The 21,173-nt window shown below is 62.0% G+C and carries 18 protein-coding genes; 10 read left to right on the plus strand and 8 right to left on the minus strand.

Annotated features, from left to right (window positions below; translation table 11 throughout):
- Nucleotides 1-82: 82 nt before the first annotated feature.
- Together glnA and FJ954_RS26290 are read right to left on the minus strand one after the other, a co-directional pair.
- Nucleotides 83-1,492: a type I glutamate--ammonia ligase gene (glnA, locus tag FJ954_RS26285; RefSeq protein WP_140664357.1), complete on the minus strand. Its 1,410-nt coding sequence runs from the start codon at nt 1,490-1,492 to the stop codon at nt 83-85.
- 67 nt (nt 1,493-1,559) lie between these two features.
- Nucleotides 1,560-1,898, minus strand: coding sequence for a P-II family nitrogen regulator (locus FJ954_RS26290; RefSeq protein ID WP_006205430.1), 339 nt, complete (start codon nt 1,896-1,898; stop codon nt 1,560-1,562).
- A gap of 357 nt (nt 1,899-2,255) precedes the next feature.
- Here FJ954_RS26290 and FJ954_RS26295 point away from each other — a divergent pair, with 357 nt between their 5' ends.
- Nucleotides 2,256-3,782 (plus strand): NAD(P)H-hydrate dehydratase, encoded by a 1,527-nt coding sequence (locus FJ954_RS26295; RefSeq protein ID WP_140664359.1) that lies wholly within the window; start codon nt 2,256-2,258, stop codon nt 3,780-3,782.
- 33 nt (nt 3,783-3,815) lie between these two features.
- On the opposite strand, the gene FJ954_RS26300 is transcribed toward FJ954_RS26295, so the two are convergent.
- On the minus strand, nt 3,816-5,348 hold the full coding sequence (locus tag FJ954_RS26300) for an acyl-CoA carboxylase subunit beta (RefSeq protein WP_140664362.1): 1,533 nt from the start codon (nt 5,346-5,348) through the stop codon (nt 3,816-3,818).
- 409 nt (nt 5,349-5,757) lie between these two features.
- Here FJ954_RS26300 and FJ954_RS26305 point away from each other — a divergent pair, with 409 nt between their 5' ends.
- Nucleotides 5,758-7,179: a DEAD/DEAH box helicase gene (locus FJ954_RS26305; RefSeq protein WP_015317958.1), complete on the plus strand. Its 1,422-nt coding sequence runs from the start codon at nt 5,758-5,760 to the stop codon at nt 7,177-7,179.
- 103 nt (nt 7,180-7,282) lie between these two features.
- Here the strand turns inward: FJ954_RS26305 and FJ954_RS26310 are convergent, their stop codons facing one another.
- Nucleotides 7,283-8,257, minus strand: a complete 975-nt coding sequence (locus FJ954_RS26310) for an alpha/beta fold hydrolase (protein ID WP_140664364.1) — start codon at nt 8,255-8,257, stop codon at nt 7,283-7,285.
- Nucleotides 8,258-8,348: 91 nt separating this feature from the next.
- Nucleotides 8,349-9,170: an SDR family oxidoreductase gene (locus FJ954_RS26315; RefSeq protein WP_140619562.1), complete on the minus strand. Its 822-nt coding sequence runs from the start codon at nt 9,168-9,170 to the stop codon at nt 8,349-8,351.
- 224 nt (nt 9,171-9,394) lie between these two features.
- Between FJ954_RS26315 and FJ954_RS26320 the strand changes: the two genes are divergently transcribed.
- From FJ954_RS26320 to FJ954_RS26340, 5 genes are all read left to right on the plus strand, one after another.
- Entirely contained in the window at nt 9,395-10,429 is a 1,035-nt protein-coding gene (locus FJ954_RS26320; RefSeq protein WP_140664366.1) for a cysteine synthase A, read from the plus strand.
- Nucleotides 10,429-11,172: an alanyl-tRNA editing protein gene (locus FJ954_RS26325; protein ID WP_140664369.1), complete on the plus strand. Its 744-nt coding sequence runs from the start codon at nt 10,429-10,431 to the stop codon at nt 11,170-11,172. Before FJ954_RS26320 ends, FJ954_RS26325 begins: the two co-directional genes overlap by 1 nt.
- 37 nt (nt 11,173-11,209) lie before the next feature.
- Nucleotides 11,210-12,106, plus strand: a complete 897-nt coding sequence (sseA, locus tag FJ954_RS26330; protein WP_140664372.1) for a 3-mercaptopyruvate sulfurtransferase — start codon at nt 11,210-11,212, stop codon at nt 12,104-12,106.
- A 4-nt stretch (nt 12,107-12,110) separates the two neighbouring features.
- Entirely contained in the window at nt 12,111-12,674 is a 564-nt protein-coding gene (locus FJ954_RS26335; protein ID WP_015317952.1) for a GNAT family N-acetyltransferase, read from the plus strand.
- A gap of 194 nt (nt 12,675-12,868) precedes the next feature.
- Nucleotides 12,869-13,336, plus strand: coding sequence for a DUF1203 domain-containing protein (locus FJ954_RS26340; RefSeq protein WP_140664374.1), 468 nt, complete (start codon nt 12,869-12,871; stop codon nt 13,334-13,336).
- Nucleotides 13,337-13,566: 230 nt separating this feature from the next.
- Here FJ954_RS26340 and FJ954_RS26345 read toward each other — a convergent pair whose 3' ends face one another.
- Together FJ954_RS26345 and ald are read right to left on the minus strand one after the other, a co-directional pair.
- Nucleotides 13,567-14,856, minus strand: coding sequence for an outer membrane beta-barrel protein (locus tag FJ954_RS26345; protein ID WP_140664377.1), 1,290 nt, complete (start codon nt 14,854-14,856; stop codon nt 13,567-13,569).
- 225 nt (nt 14,857-15,081) lie between these two features.
- Nucleotides 15,082-16,197, minus strand: coding sequence for an alanine dehydrogenase (gene ald, locus FJ954_RS26350; RefSeq protein WP_015317949.1), 1,116 nt, complete (start codon nt 16,195-16,197; stop codon nt 15,082-15,084).
- A 157-nt stretch (nt 16,198-16,354) separates the two neighbouring features.
- Here ald and FJ954_RS26355 point away from each other — a divergent pair, with 157 nt between their 5' ends.
- On the plus strand, nt 16,355-16,828 hold the full coding sequence (locus FJ954_RS26355; RefSeq protein ID WP_015317948.1) for an Lrp/AsnC family transcriptional regulator: 474 nt from the start codon (nt 16,355-16,357) through the stop codon (nt 16,826-16,828).
- A gap of 4 nt (nt 16,829-16,832) precedes the next feature.
- On the opposite strand, the gene FJ954_RS26360 is transcribed toward FJ954_RS26355, so the two are convergent.
- A complete protein-coding gene (locus FJ954_RS26360; protein ID WP_015317947.1) occupies nt 16,833-17,492 on the minus strand; it encodes a 5-formyltetrahydrofolate cyclo-ligase in 660 nt (219 codons plus the stop codon).
- Between the two features lie 164 nt (nt 17,493-17,656).
- On the opposite strand from FJ954_RS26360, the gene FJ954_RS26365 reads away from it, so the two are divergent.
- Both FJ954_RS26365 and FJ954_RS26370 read left to right on the plus strand, forming a co-directional pair.
- The gene (locus tag FJ954_RS26365) at nt 17,657-18,922 is read left to right on the plus strand and encodes an NAD(P)/FAD-dependent oxidoreductase (protein WP_140664378.1); all 1,266 of its coding nucleotides are present in this window, start codon (nt 17,657-17,659) and stop codon (nt 18,920-18,922) included.
- A gap of 150 nt (nt 18,923-19,072) precedes the next feature.
- Nucleotides 19,073-21,052: a bifunctional 2',3'-cyclic-nucleotide 2'-phosphodiesterase/3'-nucleotidase gene (locus tag FJ954_RS26370; RefSeq protein WP_140664381.1), complete on the plus strand. Its 1,980-nt coding sequence runs from the start codon at nt 19,073-19,075 to the stop codon at nt 21,050-21,052.
- The last annotated feature ends 121 nt before the right edge of the window (nt 21,053-21,173 follow it).

Genomic DNA, 21,173 nt, shown 5'->3' on the forward strand with positions numbered 1-21,173 from the left:
CATCGATGAGCCTTTGGATCAGCAAAAAGCCCTTGAAGGGGGAAAACCTTCAAGGGCCTTGAAACATTATTCGAGCGGAATCCTAGACCGAATAGTACATGTCGTACTCGACCGGATGCGGAGTCATTTCGAAGCGCATCACTTCGGCCATCTTGAGCTCGATATAGCTGTCGATCTGGTCGTCGTCGAAGACGCCGCCGGCCTTCAGGAAGCCGCGGTCCTTGTCGAGGCTCTGGAGCGCTTCGCGCAGCGAACCGCAGACGGTCGGGATCTTCTTCAGTTCCTTCGGCGGCAGGTCGTAGAGATCCTTGTCCATCGGCTGTCCCGGATGGATCTTGTTCTTGATGCCGTCGAGACCTGCCATCAGCATGGCGGCGAAAGCGAGGTAGGGGTTCGCGCCCGGATCGGGGAAGCGGACTTCGACGCGCTTGGCCTTTGGTGAGCTGCCGAACGGGATGCGGCAGGAAGCCGAACGATTGCGCGCCGAATAGGCAAGCAGCACCGGCGCCTCGTAGCCCGGCACCAGGCGCTTGTAGGAGTTGGTCAGCGGGTTGGTGAAGGCGTTGATCGCCTTGGCATGCTTGATGATGCCGCCGATGTAGAACAGGCAGCTCTCCGAAAGACCGGCATATTCATTGCCGGCGAAAGTCGGCTTGCCGCCTTTCCAGATCGACTGGTGAACGTGCATGCCCGAGCCGTTATCGCCGAAGATCGGCTTCGGCATGAAGGTGGCCGTCTTGCCATAGGCATTGGCGACCTGGTGCACGACGTACTTGTAGATCAGCATCTTGTCGGCGTTGCGGACAAGCGTGTCGAACTTGATGCCGAGCTCGTGCTGGGCGGCTGCCACCTCGTGGTGGTGCTTTTCGACGCGCACGCCCATTTCGGCGAGTACGGTCAGCATTTCGGAGCGCATGTCCTGCGCCGAATCGATCGGCGGCACCGGGAAATAGCCGCCCTTGACGCGCGGGCGGTGGCCGAGGTTGCCGGTCTCGTAATCGGTGTCGTCGTTCGACGGCAGTTCCGTCGAATCGAGCTTGAAGCCGGTGTTATACGGATCGGCCTTGTATTTCACGTCGTCGAACACGAAGAACTCGGCTTCCGGGCCGACATAGATGGTGTCGCCGATGCCTTCCGACTTCATGTAGGCCTCGGCCTTCTTGGCGGTGCCGCGCGGGTCGCGGTTGTAGGATTCGCCCGAGACCGGATCGAGAATGTCGCACAGGATGACCATGGTCGACTGCGCGAAGAACGGATCCATGTGGACGGTGTCCGGATCGGGCATCAGCACCATGTCGGACTCGTTGATGGCCTTCCAGCCGGCGATCGAGGAGCCGTCGAACATGACACCGTCGGCGAACATGTCTTCCTCGACCTCGACGACATCCATGGTGACGTGCTGCAGCTTGCCCTTCGGGTCGGTGAAGCGCAGGTCGACGAATTTCACGTCGTTGTCCTTGATCTGCTTCATGATGTCTTTGGCTGTCGTCATGTCATGTAATCCCTGTGTGCTGACGTTTTTTGATAGATGACGTTTCTTAGAGGATGGCCGGCTCGGATCAAACCGCGTCCATTCCGGTTTCGCCGGTGCGGATGCGCACCACTTCCTCGATGTTGGAGACGAAGATCTTGCCGTCGCCGATGCGGCCGGTCTGGGCCGCCTTGCGGATAGCCTCGATCGCGCCTTCCACGGCATCGTCGCCGAGCACGACCTCGATTTTCACCTTGGGCAGGAAGTCGACGACATATTCGGCGCCGCGGTAGAGTTCGGTATGACCCTTCTGGCGGCCGAAGCCTTTGGCCTCGGTCACGGTAATGCCTTGCAGTCCGGCCTCCTGAAGCGCTTCCTTCACTTCGTCCAGCTTGAATGGCTTGATGATCGCTTCGATCTTTTTCATGTAAAAAGTGGCCTCCACTGCCAAAAAAACGGGTTGTGAGCCCCCGCTTGCGCCTCAATCAAGCACGAACTGTGCCAGTCGGAGGGAACAGAAGCGGTGTCATACGATTTCAAAGTCATGTCACCCCCATATGCAAATTCGCGTCATTCGCTGCATCGGACGCGGCATAGATGGCTGCAGCCTACCCGGCAGGACTGTGCATGTCTGCCCAATATTCGGGCAAATTGCTCATCCTGCGGGCAGATCGGTGCCTGCAATCCTCGCGCCGATCGACGTGCTCATGACAGCGCCAACTCCTCCCCGTTTGCGTCGAGCCGAAAACTGGACAATGCTTGATCGAATGCGGATCGGCAATCCATGAGCCACGAACTTCTTACCTCCGCCGAGATGGGCGAGGCGGATCGGCTGACAATTGCAGCAGGTCCAACCGACGGCGTTGGATTGATGCGCCGTGCCGGGCAGGCCGTCGCGATCGAAGTGCTCAGCCGCTATCCCTCGACGGCGCATGTCCATGTGTTATGCGGCCCAGGCAACAATGGCGGCGACGGTTATGTCGTCGCTCGCATTCTGGCCGGCAGCGGTGTCGCCACCACGATCTGGACGTCTGGCCCGCCGAGGCTGGGTAGCGACGCGGCACTCGCCGCCGCGGAATGCCCCATCAAGCCCCGGCCGCTATCGGACTTTGATCCCGGTCCCCGCTCGATCGTGGTCGATGCGCTTTATGGGGCAGGGCTGTCCAAGCCGCTGTCCGGCGACGCCGCCAGGGCGGTCGATCTGGCCGCCAAGCTGCATTTGCGGGTTGTCGCCGTCGACCTGCCTTCCGGCATTTCCGGTGACAGCGGCAAAGTGCTCGGCACATCGTTTTCAGCAGAGCTCACCGTGACCTTCGCGCGCAAGAAGCCCGGCCATCTGCTGCTGCCGGGCCGGGAAAGATGCGGCGAGATCGTGCTTGCCGATATCGGCATCGGGGCGGAGATCATCGCAACGCTGCAGCCCCGCACGTTCGAGAACGGACCAGCGCTTTGGCAGCGCGAGTTGCCGGTGCCGGCCATCGATGCCCACAAATACAAGCGCGGTCATGTCGGCGTCTTTTCCGGCGGGCCGAGCGCCACAGGCGCCGCGCGGCTCTCAGCCCTTGCCGCTGCCCGAAGCGGGGCAGGGGCGGTGACGGTGCTGTCGCCGGGCAACGCCATGCAGGTCAATGCCGCGCACCTGACCTCGATCATGCTGCGCAAGGCCGACGAAGCTGCCGACATTGAAGCATTCGTCGGGGAGCGCCGGCCATCGGCCTTTGTTCTCGGGCCCGGCTTTGGCATTGGCGAAAAAACCCGGGCGTTCGCACTTGCGCTACTCGCGTCGGGCAAGCCGGCCGCGTCCACCGGAATTGACGGCCTGGTCTTCGACGCCGACGCGATCACCTCGTTTCGTGAGGCGCCGGATGTCTTGTTCGAAGCCGCCCGCAGGCCGGACGCGCCCGCGCTGGTGATGACACCGCACGAAGGCGAATTCGCCAGGCTGTTCGCAGACATCGCCGATGACAATGTCTCGTCCAAGCTGGACAAGGCACGCGCGGCGGCAGCGCGCGCCAATGCCGTCATCGTCTACAAGGGCGCCGACACGGTGATCGCCGCTCCCGATGGCAGAGCGGCGATCAATTCCAACGGCGCGGCCTGGCTTGCCACCGCAGGATCGGGCGATGTGTTGTCCGGCATCACGGCCGGCCTGCTTGCCCAAGGCATGCCGGCTTTCGAAGCGGCCTGCGCGGCGGTCTGGATCCATGCCGAGGCCGGCAGTCGGTTCGGGCCGGGGTTGATCGCCGAGGATTTGCCGCTGGCGATGGTGCCGGTGCTGCGCGAACTGGTTGCTGCCGGAGGAGGGCGCTGATCAATCGCATTTTAGCGACGACCCCGAGACCGTTCACAGCGGGATGTTGTCGTGCTTTTTCCAGGGGTTCTGCATATCCTTGTTGCGCAGCATGCGAAGCGCGCGGGCCATACGGCGGCGGGTCGAATGCGGCATGATCACCTCGTCGACATAGCCGCGCTCGGCGGCCACGAAAGGCGACAGGAAGCGGTCTTCGTATGCCTTTGTATGGGCCGCGATCTTTTCGGCATCGCCGATGTCCTTGCGGTAGATGATCTCGACCGCGCCTCTCGCCCCCATGACGGCGATCTGCGCCGTCGGCCAGGCATAGTTCATGTCGCCGCGCAGATGTTTTGACGCCATCACATCATAGGCGCCGCCATAGGCCTTGCGGGTGATCACGGTGATCTTCGGCACGGTCGCCTCGGCATAGGCGAAAAGCAGCTTGGCGCCGTGCTTGATCAGCCCGCCATATTCCTGCGCCGTGCCCGGCAAGAAGCCTGGAACATCGACGAAGGTGACGATGGGAATAGAAAAACAGTCGCAGAAGCGCACGAAGCGCGCCGCCTTGCGGCTGGCGTCGGAATCGAGCACGCCGGCCAGCACCATCGGCTGGTTGGCGACAAAGCCAACGGTACGGCCTTCGACCCGGCCGAAACCGGTGACGATGTTCTTGGCAAAACTCTGCTGGATCTCGAAGAAGTCACCTTCGTCGGCGACCTTCAGGATCAATTCCTTGATGTCGTAAGGCTTGTTGGCGTTGTCGGGGATCAGCCGGTCGAGCGACATGTCATGGTCGGTGACCGACTGATAGCATTCGATCTCGGGGATCTCCGACGTGTTGGAAGCTGGCAACAGGTCGATCAGCCGCCGCATCTGCAAGAGCGCCTCGACGTCATTGTCATAGGCGCCGTCGGCGATCGAGGACTTCGTCGTGTGCACCGACGCGCCACCGAGGCTCTCGGCGGTCACCGTCTCATTGGTCACGGTCTTCACCACGTCCGGTCCGGTGACGAACATGTAGGAGGTGTCGCGCACCATGAAGATGAAGTCGGTCATGGCGGGCGAATAGACGTCACCGCCGGCGCATGGGCCCATGATGACCGAAATCTGCGGAATGACGCCGGACGCAAGCACGTTGCGCTGAAAGATCTCGGCATAGCCGCCGAGGGCTGCCACGCCCTCCTGGATACGCGCCCCGCCGGCATCGTAGAGGCCGATGATTGGCGCACGGTTGCGCAGCGCCATCTCCTGCACCTTGATGACCTTCTCGGCATGGGCTTCCGACAGCGAACCGCCGAAGACGGTGAAATCCTTGGCGAAGAGGTAAACGGTACGGCCATTGACCGTGCCCCAGCCCGTGACGACGCCATCGCCGGCGATCTTTGTCTTCTCCATGCCGAAATCGGTCGAGCGGTGCTCGACATACATGTCGAATTCCTCGAATGAGCCTTCGTCGAGAAACACTTCGATGCGTTCGCGCGCGGTGAGCTTGCCCTTCTTGTGCTGCGCATCGATACGGGCCTGGCCACCACCCATGCGGGCGATGTCGCGCCGCCGCTCGAGTTCCTTCAGCACGTCCTTCATCGTTCGATCCCCAAAATCGGAAGCTGCGTTTGTGGTAATGATGCCGGTCGGGGAGTGCAAGCGTCGGCTTTTTGGCTGGTTTTTGCTGCACCGCAACATCGCGCCCCTTGCATTCCGGGGCGAACTCAGCCATATCCAGCCCATAGGCGCTTGGGCCGGGAGATTCCGGCCTTCTCGACAAATGAGACTGGTTGCGTCTGTTTTCCCTCTTTCCGGTATATCGGCCCTCTTCCGGTACATCACAAAGTGGCGAAGAAGCCCCGTGGCATGAAGCCTGCGGGCACGACAGCGCAGCCGAGTGGACGCACGCGTCCGCCCGCCTTGTCGTTTCATATCAAATTTTCGACGGCAGGTTGCGCCCTGCCGCCATTGACGTTTGCGGCCAGAGGCCGCGTGAAAGAAGATTATTTTGACCAACGAAAACACATTGCCCGGCAACGACACCGCGGAACTCTCCGGTTTCGCGGCGCTGGGAATTACCGGTGCGCTGCTCAAGGCCACCCACAATGCCGGCTTCGCCGAACCGAAGCCGATCCAGATGCAGGCGATCCCGCCGCAGCTGGAAGGCCGTGACATTTTCGGCATCGCCCAGACCGGCTCCGGCAAGACCGCTGCCTTCGCGCTGCCGATCCTGTCGAAGATCATCGCACTCGGCACCAAGCGGCGCGCCAAGACGACCCGCGCGCTCATCCTGGCGCCGACCCGCGAACTCGCGGTGCAAATCGAGGACACCATCAAGATCCTCGCCAAGGGCGCGCATGTCTCGACGGCACTCGTGCTGGGCGGTGTCTCGCGCTTCAGCCAGGTGAAGAAGGTTGCTCCCGGCGTCGATATCCTCATCGCCACGCCCGGCCGGTTGACCGACCTGGTGCGCGAGGGCGACCTCATCCTCTCCGACACCAAATGGCTGGTGCTGGACGAGGGCGACCGCATGCTCGACATGGGCTTCATCAACGACGTCAAGCGCATCGCCAAGGCGACCGCGCCCGATCGTCAGACGGCGCTGTTCTCGGCCACCATGCCGGACGAGATCGCCGAACTCGCCAAGGGCCTCCTGAAGAACCCGGTCCGCATCGAGGTCTCGCCGCAAAGCACCGCGGCGGCAGAGATCGTCCAGGGCGTCGTCTTCGCCCGCACCAAGCAGAAGCGCCAGGTGCTGTCGACGATGCTCGCCGACGAAGCGATGAAGTCCGTCATCATCTTCTCGCGCACCAAGCATGGCGCGGACCGGGTGACTAAGGACCTGGAACGCGACGGCTTCAAGGCCGCCGTCATTCATGGCAACAAGTCGCAGAATGCCCGTCAGAAGGCACTGAATGATTTCCGTGATGGATCGGTGCGCATTCTGGTCGCGACCGACATCGCCGCGCGCGGCATCGACGTGCCCGGCATCAGCCATGTCGTGAATTTCGACCTGCCGGACGAAGCCGAAAGCTATGTCCACCGTATCGGCCGCACCGGCCGCAACGGTATGGATGGCATCGCGATCACGCTCTGCGATCCTTCGGAGAACAGCAAGCTGCGTCAGGTCGAGCGCATCATCCGCACGAAGCTGCCAATCGTTGCCGACCATCTCGGCAGCCCCGATCCCGCACGCAATCCTGCGGAAAAGAACGAGCGCTTCGAACCTGCCAACGATCGCGACCGCAATGGCCGTCGCGACGGCAGGCGGCCGGGCGGCGAGAAGAAGCCGAACAACGGCTTCGGCAAGAAGCGTTTCGGCGACAAGCCGGCCTTTGCCGGTGAGCGCAAGCCGGAAGGTGCAAAACCCTTCAAGGGCAACAACAAGCGCCGCTTCGGCGGCAAGCGTCCGGCCGCACGGGCTGCCTAACGAAACCTCGCGGCAACCGGCCAGTTCCTAACGGTTGCCTGGTGCCGACTACGAATGAAACGGTGGCTGAACATTGCTTCAGCCGCCGTTTTGTCTTCGAACCTCACTTCGCCACCGCTTCGATCCAGACGGCAATCCGTTGCGCCAGGAATGCGGTGGTGGATGGCGATAGCGCGTCGCCGGCAATGACATGGTTGTCTGGATCGCCAGTGCTTTCGATGGGCACCAGCTCATGCGCGGCACCCCAGCGCGCGGCGATCTCACGCGTGCGGTCGGGTCGCACGACCTTGTCTATATCCGAGAAGATGAACAGGGCGGGAATGGTCGCCTTCTCCACCGGCGCGCCATAGGCAAGGTCGGTCAGCGCCTGCATCGGCATCGTCGCGGCGATCGGATATCTGGTGGTCCAGAATTTCTCATGCAGCGCGTTGCGCGGCGCGAAGCTGCGTTCCTTGCCGGCGACGAGTTCGGCGATCTGCTTGCCCCAGGGCATGGTCAGGATCTCGGCGCCGGATGCTTTCACGCCGAAATTGGGCGAGATGAATGCAATGGCCGCCGCACCCTCGGATGCCCCGGGCTGCGTCGCTGCCCAGGCCGCCAGCGCGCCGCCGGTCGACGTTGAGATGACGATCACCTTGTCGCCGATTGCCCGGCCGATGGCGAGCGCCTCCTCATAGTCGTTGATCCAGGCGTTGACGCTGCCTTGCGTCATCGCCGCGCCATCCTGCCCGTGGCCGGTGAGGCGGGTGTAGAACAGGTTGGCGTCGAGCTGGTCGGCCACGTCGTCGGGCAAGGGTCGGATCTCGCCCTTCGATGCGGAAAAGCCGTGGATGTAGACGATCGACAGCGGTGTCTTTGCGTGCACCATTGGGTTGGCCCAGACGATCTCCTTCTCCAGCCCGTCGCGGATACCGGGTACGGCAGCCTCCACTTTTGCCACATAGGCCTGTGGGTCGTCGCCGATGGCGGAAGGATCGAAATGGATCGTGGTGTCGACGGGTACGCGTGGACCCAGTAGGAAGGTCAGTGCAAGGACGGCGATCAGGCCCAGCACAGCAAGCACGATCCGTCGCCCCATCGCAGACTCCACGCAATAACATTCAAACTATGGTGGTAGCCATGAACAGGCAACGGCCGTTCAGGCGGCCAAGCCACCAATCCTGTGGGCATTATTTGTTGGGCGGTTTGCGCTCATAATGCAGCGGGCGCGCTTTCCAGCTGGTCGTCAGGCTGATCACCCATCGGCATAGCGGCCTTGGCAGCATGCCGAGAATTTTCAACGGCCAGCTCGTTCTGTACGGGAACGTCACTTCGAAGCCGCCGGATTTGATTCCCCGCACCATGCGGCGCGTCGCGCGGCCGACCGGCATCAGGCCAGGCATCGGCAGCATGTTCTTTTCGGTCAATGGCGTGTCGACAAAACCGGGGTTAATCACCTGGACGCGGATGTTCATCTTGTCGAAATCATATTTCAGCGACTCGGCCAGAATGTTGATAGCCGCCTTGGTACCGCCATAGGCCGCCGTGGTCGGCCAGCCGAAATAGGCGGTCACCGAGCCGACCAGAACGACATGCCCACGCGCGCGCACCCGCATATGCTCGACGACAGGCACCAGCCCATTGATGATGCCGAAATAGTTGACTTCGAAGGAGCGGCGGAAATCCTTGACGACGAGGGACTCTCCGGGTGTCGAGATGTAATTTCCGGCATTGAAGATGGCGAGCACGATCGGCCCGAGGTCGTTCTCGATCGCCGCCACCGTTCTTGCCATGCGCGGCTCGTCGGTGACGTCGCAGGGAAAGGACACGACTTTGCCCGGCATCTGCGCGGTCTCGACGATGAGCGTGTCGATCGGATCGTCGTCCAGCGCTGTCACAGCCACCGCATAGCCTTGTGACGCCAGATCCCTGGCCAGCGAGCGGCCAATGCCGCTGCTGCCGCCGGTGACCCAGGCTACGCCGTGTTTCGGATCGGCCCGATAGAGTGTCATGCTGCGCCCTGCCGAGTTGTAATGTCTTGCTCTAGCGGTGGAGAAATCGAATGAAAAGAGTGCTTCTCGACGCCGGGTGCAAATGAACTGTCCGGTGTCCACCGGTCCCCGGCGACATCCATACACCGCAGCGCCGGAAATGCGACTGGACCAGACGAATTCTTGCCTTGAAACCGAAGCATTGGGTTTCTAGGGTTTCGGCGCACGCATACAAGGAATCCCGAATGCCCCGTTCAGTGATCGACGCGATCGGCAACACGCCCCTGATCCGCCTCAACAAGGCTTCCGAAGAAACCGGCTGCGAGATCCTGGGCAAGGCCGAGTTCATGAATCCGGGGCAGTCGGTTAAGGATCGCGCCGGCCTGTTCATCATCCGTGATGCCGAACAGCGCGGCCTGTTGCAGCCGGGCGGTGTCATCGTCGAGGGAACCGCCGGCAACACCGGCATTGGGCTGACGCTCGTCGCCAAGGCGCTGGGCTATCGCACTGTCATCGTCATCCCGGATACGCAGAGCCAGGAAAAGAAGGACACGATCAGGCTGCTCGGCGCCGAGCTGATCGAAGTGCCGGCCGTGCCTTACAAGAACCCCAACAACTACGTGAAACTGTCGGGACGGCTGGCGGAGCAGATGGCCAGGAGCGAACCGAACGGCGCGATCTGGGCCAACCAGTTCGACAATGTCGCCAACCGCGATGGCCATATCCGCACCACGGCCGAGGAAATCTGGGCCCAGACCGGCGGCAAGGTCGACGGTTTTGTCTCGGCGGTGGGGTCGGGCGGAACGCTGGCCGGTGTCGGGCTCGGATTGAAGGCCAAGAGCAAGAACGTCAAGATCGCGCTCGCCGACCCTCTCGGCGCCGCGCTCTACAGTTTCTACACCAGCGGCGAGCTGAAGTCAGAAGGCAGTTCGATTACCGAAGGCATCGGGCAGGGGCGCATCACCGCCAACCTCGAAGGCTTCACGCCTGACTTCTCCTACCAGATCAGGGATGAGGACGCGCTGCCGATCGTCTTTGACCTGATCCAGGAGGAAGGCCTGTGCGTCGGCGGCTCGACCGGCATCAACATCGCCGGCGCGATGCGGCTGGCTGCGGAATTGGGTCCGGGCCACACCATCGTGACGATCCTTTGCGACTACGGGACGCGCTACCAGTCGAAGCTATTCAACCCCGAATTCCTGCGCGAAAAGCAACTGCCGGTACCAGGCTGGATGGAATTGCAGAGCAAGATTTCAGTGCCCTTCGAGAGGGTCACGTGATGGCGCACCGGACCGAAGCGCTGTTTCGCGACGACGCCTATCTCCGCACGGCGGATGCCACGGTCGTCGCCATCAATGAGCGCGGCGGCATCATCCTCGACCGGACGATCTTCTATGCCACTTCCGGCGGCCAGCCGGGCGATAGCGGCACGTTGGAGCGTGCCGACGGCAGTCGCGTCGCAATTGCCGCCACGATCACTGGCGAGACCAAGGACGAGATCATCCATGTGCCGTCACCGGAGCAGGCCTTGCCGGAGGTGGGCGAGACGGTGAAGCTCGCCATCGACTGGGAGCGCCGGCATCTGCTGATGCGCATGCACGCGGCTTGCCACCTGCTCACCGTTGTCTGCCCGTTCCCGATCACCGGGGCGGCGGTTTCCGAGGACGACAGCCGTGTCGATTTTGACATTCCAGACGCCAGCTTCACCAAGGAAGAGGTGACCGCCGGCATGATGGATCTGGTGCGGGCCGATCATCCCATCTTCACCAGACTGATCAGCGACGAGGAATTGGCCGCGAATCCTGGCTTGGTGAAGTCCAAGAACGTCCGACCGCCCGTTGGCACCGGCAAGATCCGTCTGGTCTGCATCGGTGACAATGCCTCGGTGGACAGCCAGCCCTGCGGCGGCACCCATGTGAGGAGCACCGGCGAAATCGGCGAAATCCACATCGGCAAGATCGAAAAGAAGGGCCGGGAGAACAGGCGCTTCCGCATCCGCTTCGGCCCGATGCCGGCGAACTGAACAGACAGACACCATCAAAAGGCGGCAGGAGAAAAGAATGGCCGAAGACAGTCCTTTTACCGTCGATGCGGACTGGCTGCAGGAACGCCTCGGCCAGCCGGGCCTGACGATCATTGACGTCTCCTGGTATCTGCCTGCACAAAAGCGCGACGCGCGCGCCGAGTATGATGCGGCTCACATTCCTGGCGCCCGTTTCCTGGACCAGGACGCGGTTTCGGATCCTGACGCTGCCTTGCCGCATACACTGCCATCCCCGCAGCATTTCGCCCAATATGTCGGCGCGATGGGCGTTTCGGCCGATGACACCATCGTCGTCTATGATGGCCCGGGCTTTTTCTCCGCACCGCGGGCATGGTGGATGTTCCGGATCATGGGTGTCTTCCAGACCTATATTCTGGACGGCGGCTTTGATGGCTGGAAGGCGACCGGCCGGCCGGCAACGGCCGAGCCGACGAAGATCGCGCCAAGCGTCTTTCATGCCGATTTCGACGCCGGTCGCGTCGTCGGTCTGGCCGATATGCGCCGGATTGTCGATACAAAGACAGCACAGATCGCCGATGCCCGTGGGCCGGGCCGCTTCACCGGTAGCGAACCCGAGCCCCGCGCTGGCATCCGCTCCGGCCACATGCCGGGCGCGCGCAATGTGCCGTACTCCGCACTGTCGGAAAACGGCAGGCTGCTGCCGAAGGACCGTTTGCGCAAGGTGATAGAGGACGCCGGTATCGACCTATCGAAACCCGTGGTCACATCCTGCGGCTCCGGCGTCACCGCCGCGGTGGTCACGCTGGCGCTGGAGACGCTTGGCCATACCGACAACAGGCTTTATGACGGCTCATGGACCGAGTGGGGCGGATTGTCCGATACACCAGTCGTGACCGGCCCAGCGACCACCGGCCCTGCAACGACCGGCCCAGCAACGACCGGCAAGGAATGAATTGATGGAAAACGGCGTGCTGCAGGACATTGAGGTCACGGTGACTTTTCTCGAAATGCATGCCCCCCCGCCCGTCTCGCCACCGGTACCCTACAACCGCCAGGTCGCGCTGCTGAAAACCAGGGACATTCCCTTGCACTTCTATCGCTACCTGATGGACCGGGTGGGACGCAAATGGCACTGGGTGAATGTTCTGAGGCTGAATGACGATGAGCTGTCAGCCGGAATCCACCGCGAGGATCGCGACATCAGGGTGCTCTATCTCGACGGTGCGCCGGCCGGCTTCTTCGATCTCAAGCCGCATCTGCCCGAGGAAGTCGAACTCGCCTATTTCGGCATGATGGAACATGCCACCGGTCAAGGCATCGGCCGCTGGTTCCTTGGTTCGGCGATTGCCGCAGCATGGTCGTATGGGCCGAAAAGGGTGACGGTGCAGACCTGCACGCTCGATCACCCGGCCGCGCTACCGCTCTACCAGAAGCTCGGTTTCAAGCCGGTGGCGCAGAAGAAGGAAGTCGTGCATCCCCTGCCTTTCGCCGAGCGCTCGGCTAGCGTCATGCGGCCGTAAGTTCAGCCGGAATCCGCCGCCGCTTCGATGATTCATCAAGGGATTGTCGAACTGATTAGCCGATTAACGATTTCGGTGGCCCTCCCGGAGCTCGAAGGGAGGATCCGACATCGGATCGGACGCTTGGCAGGAATCGGGTGGGAAGCACGGCGGCGAGCGCATAGTTTCCGGTCGCCAGTACCGGAGATCTTACGATGACCATCCAATTCACAGCTCTGCCGACCGAAAATGTCAGGGCGCTGCAGCGCGGCGGCCCCGATGCCTATGGCCGGACGCCCGAGCGGAAAATCTCTGACGGCGACGGGATGCCTTGCCGTCATTGTCTCAGGAATATCGCCGCCGGCGATGTCTATCTCATCCTCGCCTACCGGCCATTTCCAGACCCTCAGCCCTATGCAGAAACCGGGCCGATCTTCCTGCATGCCCAGGAATGCGAGCGTGCCGTCGGGACAAGGGAGCCGCCGGAGATCCTCGACAGCCCGGACTATATCGTGCGCGGCTATGGCGGCGATGATCGCATCGTCTACGGCAGCGGTGGCATCATCCCGACCGGAGCAATTGCCGCACGAGCCGAGACTTTGTTGGAGCGTGAGGACATTGCCTATGTGCATGTCCGCTCGGCGCGCAACAATTGCTATCAGTGCCGCATCGAGCGCGCATAAGATCAAGGGATTGGCGGCAGAAAGTCTCTGTCGCACTGCTGTCGCATAGACGCGCTAGAAAGCCAGTGTCGATCGATTGGCCGACCGCGGATGAACCGGCGGCAATCTCGATATCGAGGAAGCGGGGCTTTGGCTCCGCTTTTTTGTTGTCCGCGCTTCGCGCAAATCCTTCTCGCAACAAAAAAGCCCGCCGGCCAAGCCGACGGGCTTAGACTATTTGCCTGGAGGGCCTAGTTGAACTTGTACTTCGCGCCGATGCGGACGGTCTGGAAAGAAGCCTTGTCGGTCAGCGTACCATCCGGTGCACCAAATTCAGACGAGAAATCCTTCTTGGCGAATTGCGAATAGCGATATTCGAGACCGACGGTCATGTTGCTGGAGACTGCCGTTTCGAGGCCGCCACCCACCGTGAAACCGCTCTTGTTCCAATCGATGATGTCGCCGATCGGATCCGAACCGTGCAGGTCGAAATGTTGGTAGCTGTAGCCACCGATCACATAGGCCAGGGTCGATTCGTTGACCTTGGCACCGACACGGCCCAATGCGTCAAAGCCATAATCGGAGTCGAGTTTGACGGATGCGCCGAAAAAGTCGAGTTTCGATCGTATTCCGGAATAGCGGCCATCGATCTGCACGCCAGCAACCCAGGTGCCGAAATCGTAGTCGTAGCCGCCGCTCAACTCGCCGAACACGCCTTCGCTGCCTAAGCCATTGGCATCGACAGAGCCGCCACCAAAGTCGACGCCCAGCTTGTGAACAGCCGTTCCGGCGCCAAGCGCGCCACCAACATAGAAGCCGGTCCAACTGTACGTCGGAGCAGCGAATGAAGCCCCGCCGCCGTTCTGCGCGCCGAAGCGATAGTTGGCTGCGATATGGAAGGTGTGGGTGGACGGTTCCCCGTTCAACGAAACGCCACCAAAATCGATCAGCGATTTGTCGCCAAAGTTTGCGTAACGATATTCGGTCTTCAGCGTCCAGTTGCCGCGCAGCACGGTTTCCATGCCGACACCCAGCACATAGCCGCTGCGGTTTTCAGTGAACTCCAATCCTTCAGCACCGCCCGATCCATCAAGCTTGAAATGCTGCCAGCTGTATCCGCCGAGCACGTAGCCGAGTGTGCTCGGGTTGAGGAGATAGCCGGCACGCAGACCGACGTCGAAACCGTAGGAGTCAGTCAGGTCGATGTCGGCGCCTGGGAAGCTGATCGACGGGCCGATATTCCCGAAATTGGCATCGATAAAGCCGCCCAATAGGAAGCGCTCTGAAACCATATAGTCGTAGCCCGCGGTCAGTTCGCCGAATCCGCCATTACCGCCGACGCCGTTCAAGTCAAAGCCCGGCACGCTGAACTTGTGCACGCTGGCGCCGAAGCCGCCACCGATGCCGACATAAGCTCCGCTCCAGTTAAAACCGGACGCTTCCATCGGCTGCACCACGTCGGCGGCATGGGCCGCCGAAATCAAGGCCACAGCAGAAACAGCACCAAGAAGAATAGATTTCGCTGAAACGCGAAGAAACATAGCCCGTACCCCTAATCAATAAGCCCAAGATGTTCCTAGCAGGGAGTCGGCCAAGAGGGGTATGACAAAAATGCAACAATAGGGCGTAAAGTGCCCTTACGGCACACGCTTCGATGGTCCTCTGGGAAGCGGGTTGGCGCATCATTGCCCAAAGCAAAAAGCCCGCCGGAGCGAACCGGCGGGCAAGGGTGTGAGTTGACTTTTTCTGGGTATATTCCGGGTATATTAAGCCGCCAGCACTGCTTTCGGCTCGACCAGTTCGTAGCCGAGCGCTTCGGCGACCGCGCGGTTGGTGATCTTGCCCTTGTGGACATTCAGGCCGTTGCGCAGGTGATGGTCATCGACCAGAGCCTTCAGGCCCTTGTCCGCGAGTTGCAGACCATAGTGCAGCGTCGCGTTGTTGAGCGCGTGGGCCGAGGTGACCGGCACGGCACCTGGCATATTGGCAACGCAGTAGTGGATCACGCCGTCGACCTCGTAGGTGGGCTCGGCATGGGTGGTGGCGTGCGAGGTCTCGAAGCAGCCGCCCTGGTCGATGGCGACATCGACCAGTACCGAGCCCTTCTTCATGCCGGACAGCATTTCGCGGCTGACGAGCTTCGGTGCGGCGGCGCCCGGGATGAGCACGGCGCCGACGACGATGTCGGCCGAGAAGCATTCTTCCTCGAGCGCCTCGACGGTCGAGTAACGGGTGTGGACCCGGCCGGCGAAGAGGTCGTCAAGCTGGCGCAGGCGCGGGATCGAGCGGTCGATGATGGTGACATCGGCGCCAAGGCCGGCGGCCATACGGGCCGCGTGCAGGCCAACGACGCCGCCGCCAAGCACGGTGACCTTGCCCGGCAGCACGCCGGGTACGCCGCCGAGCAGCACGCCGCGGCCGCCATTGGCCTTCTGCAGCGCCGTGGCGCCGGCCTGGATCGACAAGCGGCCGGCGACTTCCGACATCGGGGCCAGCAGCGGCAGGCCGCCACGATCGTCGGTCACGGTTTCGTAGGCGATCGCCGTCACGCCCGAGGCGAGCAGGCCCTTGGTCTGCTCCGGATCCGGAGCCAAATGGAGATAAGTGTACAGGATCTGGCCTTCGCGCAGCTGTGCCCATTCATTGGGCTGCGGCTCCTTGACCTTGACGATCATGTCCGACTTGGCGAACACGTCGGCGGCCGTCTTGGCGATGATGGCGCCGGCGGCGCGGTAGGCGTTGTCATCGGCGCCGATGCCGGCGCCCGCGCCGGTCTCGACCAGCACTTCATGGCCATGGGCGACATATTCGCGTACCGAGCCCGGCGTCAGGCCGACACGGTATTCGTGGTTCTTGATTTCCTTGGGGCAGCCGATGCGCATTTTCTTCTCCTGATCCGGGCCCTTTTGGGCTCACTCCCTGTAGTGCTGGAGTGAACCATGAATCGGCGTGCAGGTGTTTGCGAATGCGCTTGCGTGGACGGGCCAGTTTCGATATTCGTTGCAAAAAATAGACGGATTTTCGCAGGAATCACGAGAAATGCCGCTCGACAGGATTGATATCGCCATTCTTGAGACTTTGCAGAAGGACGGGCGGATGCCGAACGCGGCCCTTGCCGAGAAGGTTGGCCTGTCGCAGTCGGCCTGCTCGCGGCGGCTCGACAATTTGGAGAAGTCCGGAACCATCCGCGGCTATCACGCCCGGCTGTCCAACGCGGCCCTTGGCCACCAGATGACGGCGATCGTCCACATATCGCTCTCCGGCCAGTTCGAAAAGACGCTGTCGGATTTCGAGGCGGCGATCAAACGCTGCCCCAACGTGCTGTCGTGCCACCTGATGTCGGGCGAGTACGACTATATCCTGAGGATCGCGGCCAAGGATCTCGTCGACTACGAGCGCATCCACAAGGAATGGCTGTCGGCGATGCCGCATGTGACGAAGATCAATTCGTCCTTCGCCCTGCGCGAAATCGTCGACCGGACGGCAATGGGTCTGAAGCCGGAGATGGCCTAGAGCCCTATACCGTGGCCGCCTCCGTCACGATCCGATCCATCGGGATGTCGTGCGGCTGCGGATAAATGGTGGCGATGCGCTGCAATTCGTAGCCGACACCGATGACCAGCGGCTTGAAGGGCATGGCGGCCAGCGTACGGTCGAAGAAGCCGCCGCCATAGCCCAGGCGATAGCTTGCCGGATCAATGCCGACAATGGGCGAGATGACGATGTCCGGCAGCACCGGATCACCTTCTGCCGGAATCGGGATGTTCCAGACGCCCTTTTCCAACCGGTCGCCCGGTTTGTAGGCGCGGAAGATCAGCGGTTGCCCTTTCTCGACCACGATGGGCAGCGCGGTGCGGCCGCCACGCTCATTGACGGACGCCATCCAGGGCCGCAGATCCGGCTCGCCGCGAAACGGCCAGTAAAGGCTGACCATACGGCCCGCGATCTCGCCGACAAGTGCATCCAGGCCGCCGGCGATGCGTTGCGACATTGCTGTTCGGGCGTCGGCTGAAACTTCAAGCCGGGCGGCGATTAGCCTTTCGCGCTCGGCTTTGCGCCAACGCCGCACGTCGGTCCAGTCGCTGAGTGGTGCCTGGAACGCAGGGTCGAGCTCGTGCATGAAGCAGGGCGGCGAAGAGTATTGCGCCGGGCCCTGGTTGTCATGATCGTTAGCCATGCCTCACCTCATCTCATGTTCGATGACGCTATACCTCGCGATACGATAGAACATGTGCATTCACGACATGGAACGACGAGTCTCAAGCACTGTCCTGCCATTGTTGCATTGCACAAGATACCTACATCTAGGGCAGGCAATCTTGCCCATCAGGGGTGAATCAAATGAGCGATGCCAGACATCATGTCGTCGTCGTCGGTGCCGGGTTCGGCGGTCTCGAATTCACCCGCGCACTGGCCGGTGCACCGGTGCGCGTCACCATGATCGACAAGCGCAACCATCATCTGTTTCAGCCGCTGCTCTATCAGGTGGCAACCACGGCGCTGGCAACCTCGGAGGTTGCCTGGCCGATCCGCCATCTCCTGCGCAAGCGCAAGGATGTGACGACACTGCTCGCCAATGTCACGGGTGTCGACCGGTCCGGCAAACGCGTTCTGCTCGACGACGGCAGCGCCGTCGCCTACGACACGCTGGTGCTCGCCACCGGCGCGCGGCATGCCTATTTCGGCCATGACGAATGGGAGCCTTTCGCGCCGGGCCTGAAGACTTTGGAGGATGCCACCACCATTCGGCGCCGCATTCTTCTGGCCTTCGAGCAGGCGGAGCGGGAATCTGACCCTGCCAGGCGCCAAGCGCTGCTGACCATTGTCATCGTCGGCGGCGGGCCGACCGGGGTCGAACTCGCCGGAACCATTGCCGAACTGGCACATGACACGCTGCGCGGCGAATTCCGCAACATCGATACGCGCCAGACGCGGGTGGTGCTGATCGAGGCCGGCGACCGCATTCTGGCCAATTTCGCGCCAAAGCTCTCCGACTACGCTCGGAAGGCGCTGGAACGGCTTGGCGTTTCGGTCGAGCTCGGCCGGGCCGTTACGCGCTGCGATGCCGACGGCGTGGTTTTTGGCGACACGATTCTGCCGGCCCGCACGATCCTGTGGGCAGCCGGCGTTGCCGCTTCGCCAGCCGCCGAATGGCTGGAAGTGAAGGCGGATCGGGCGGGCAGGGTGTTGGTCGAGCCTGATCTCAGCGTGCCCGGCAGCCCGGAGATTTTTGTCATCGGCGACGCCGCCCACGTGCTGCGGCCCGACGGGCGGCCCGTGCCCGGCGTCGCGCCTTCCGCCAAGCAGGAGGGACGGCATGTTGCCGCGACCGTCAAGGCCAGGCTTGCCGGCGACACCAGCCCGCGGCCTTTCCACTACAAGCACGCCGGCGATCTGGCGACGATCGGCAAGCGCGCCGCCGCCATTGATTTCGGCTGGATCAAGCTCACCGGTTGGCTTGCGTGGTGGCTTTGGGGCATTGCACATATCTATTTCCTGATCGGTTTTCGCAACCGGCTTGCGGTTTCGCTGAGCTGGCTATGGATCTACGTCACAGGCCAGCGCAGCGCCCGGCTGATCACCCAGGGCGACGACGACAAGACCTGACTTTCTTCACCGCGCCTTTCATCCGGCCGTCATCTGTTGTTGATGGATTGGCGTGCCGATGCGCGGGACTTCTTGAGTGGACTTGAGCTGATTTCAGCGCGAAGTTCGCTTCGGGGCAGGACTCGTCAGGTCGTTGAAGAAGGAGAAAACATGTCGCAACTGCTCCATCCCGTCTCTCGCCGTGGTCTCCTAGCCGGGGCCGCCGCCACAGGGGCGCTGATCGTGCTTCATCCCTTCTCCGCCCGGGCGCAGGCCAACCAGGCGCATCTAAGGATCATGGAAACCACCGATATCCATGTGAACGTGCTGCCTTATGACTACTACGCCGACAAAGCCAATGACACGATGGGCCTGTCGCGCACGGCCTCCCTCATCGACGCGGTGCGCAAGGAAGCCGCCAATTCGATGCTGATCGACAATGGCGACCTTTTGCAGGGCAACCCGATGGGCGACTACATCGCCTATGAGAAGGGCCTGAAGGAGGGCGATCTCCATCCGATCATGAAAGGCATGAACCTGCTCGGCTACGAGTGTTCGACACTGGGCAATCACGAATTCAACTATGGCCTGTCCTTTCTGGACAAGGTGCTGGCCGGCGCCAATTTCCCGTTCGTCTGCGCCAACCTGATCCGGGGTACCGAGCTTGCCGCCAACCCGCGCGACGACAAGCTCTACCTCAAGCCTTACGTAATCCTGGACAAGAAGATCAAGGACGGGTCAGGCTCGGAACAGCCGATCAGGGTCGGCATCATCGGTTTCGTGCCGCCGCAGATCATGGTCTGGGACCTCAAGAACCTCGAAGGCAACGTCAAGACACGCGACATTGTCGAAGCGGCGAGGGCGTGGGTGCCGCGGATGAAGGAGGAGGGCGCCGACATCGTCATCGCGCTCTCGCATTCCGGCATCGACGTCAAGCAGGGTGACATGATGGAGAATGCCTCGTTCTTCGTCGCCGGCGTCGAAGGCATCGACGCGGTCTTCACCGGCCACCAGCATCTGGTCTTCCCCGGCAAGAAAGATTTCCAGGCGCTCGAGGGCGTCGACGCACAGAAGGGGACGCTGCAAGGCAAGCCCGCCGTCATGGGCGGGTTCTGGGGCTCACATATGGGCCTGATCGACCTGATGCTGGAGCGCGACGGGTCGAAGTGGAAAGTGGTCTCGGCGACATCGGAGGCACGGCCGATCTTCGAGCGTGTCGACAACAAGAACAAGCCGACCGTCCCGGACGACAAGCGCATCATCGCCGCTCTCGAGCAGGACCACCAGGCGACGCTCGCCTATGTGCGCCGCCCTGTCGGCAAGACGTCCGCGCCGCTCTATTCCTATTTCGCGCTGGTCGCTGACGACCCGTCGGTGCAGGTCGTCAGCCAGGCGCAAACCTGGTACCTGAAGGACATATTGAAAAGCACACAGTGGAAGGACGTGCCGTTGCTGTCGGCGGCGGCCCCGTTCAAAGCCGGTGGACGCAACGGCGCCGATTACTATACCGATGTGCCGGCGGGCGACATCGCCATCAAGAACGTCGCCGACCTCTACCTCTATCCCAACACGGTGCGCGCCGTGGAAATCACCGGGGCTCAGGTCAAGGAATGGCTGGAAATGTCGGCCGGCATCTTCAACAAGATCGAGGCCGGGAAGGCCGACCAGGTCCTGATCAACACTGATTTTCCGTCCTACAATTTCGACGTCATCGACGGCGTCACCTACAGGATAGATCTGTCGCAGCCGCCGAAATACGATGCCAAGGGCGGCGTCGCCAATGCCGGTTCCAATCGCATTGTTGAGCTTATGTTCGACGGAAAACCGATTGATCCGGCAGCGAAATTCGTTGTCGCGACCAACAATTACCGGGCTGGCGGCGGTGGCAATTTCCCCGACATCAATGCCGCGAAGATCATCTACGAGGCGCCGGACACCAACCGCGACGTCATCGTCCGCTACATCGTCAGCCAGGGCACCATCAACCCGTCGGCCGACGACAACTGGTCGTTCGCGCCGTTGCCGGGAACCAGCGTCGTCTTCGACACCGGCGTCAAGGCAAAGGACGTCATCGCCGATGTGAAGTCGCTGAAGATCGAACCTGCCGGCGAGGGCGAAGCTGGCTTTGCCCGATATCGCATCCTTCTCTGATCAGCCGTCAAAGCTGGATGCGGTCAGCCTTGGAGGGGCCGGCGGCACGAATCGCCTGGCATGACAAGATCCAGCGCATCGATGGAAATGCCGCCCGCAAAAGGAAGTCGACGTGCGTACC

The sequence above is a fragment of the Mesorhizobium sp. B2-3-15 genome (assembly GCF_006442875.1).
GTDB classification, from domain to species: Bacteria; Pseudomonadota; Alphaproteobacteria; order Rhizobiales; family Rhizobiaceae; genus Mesorhizobium; species Mesorhizobium australicum.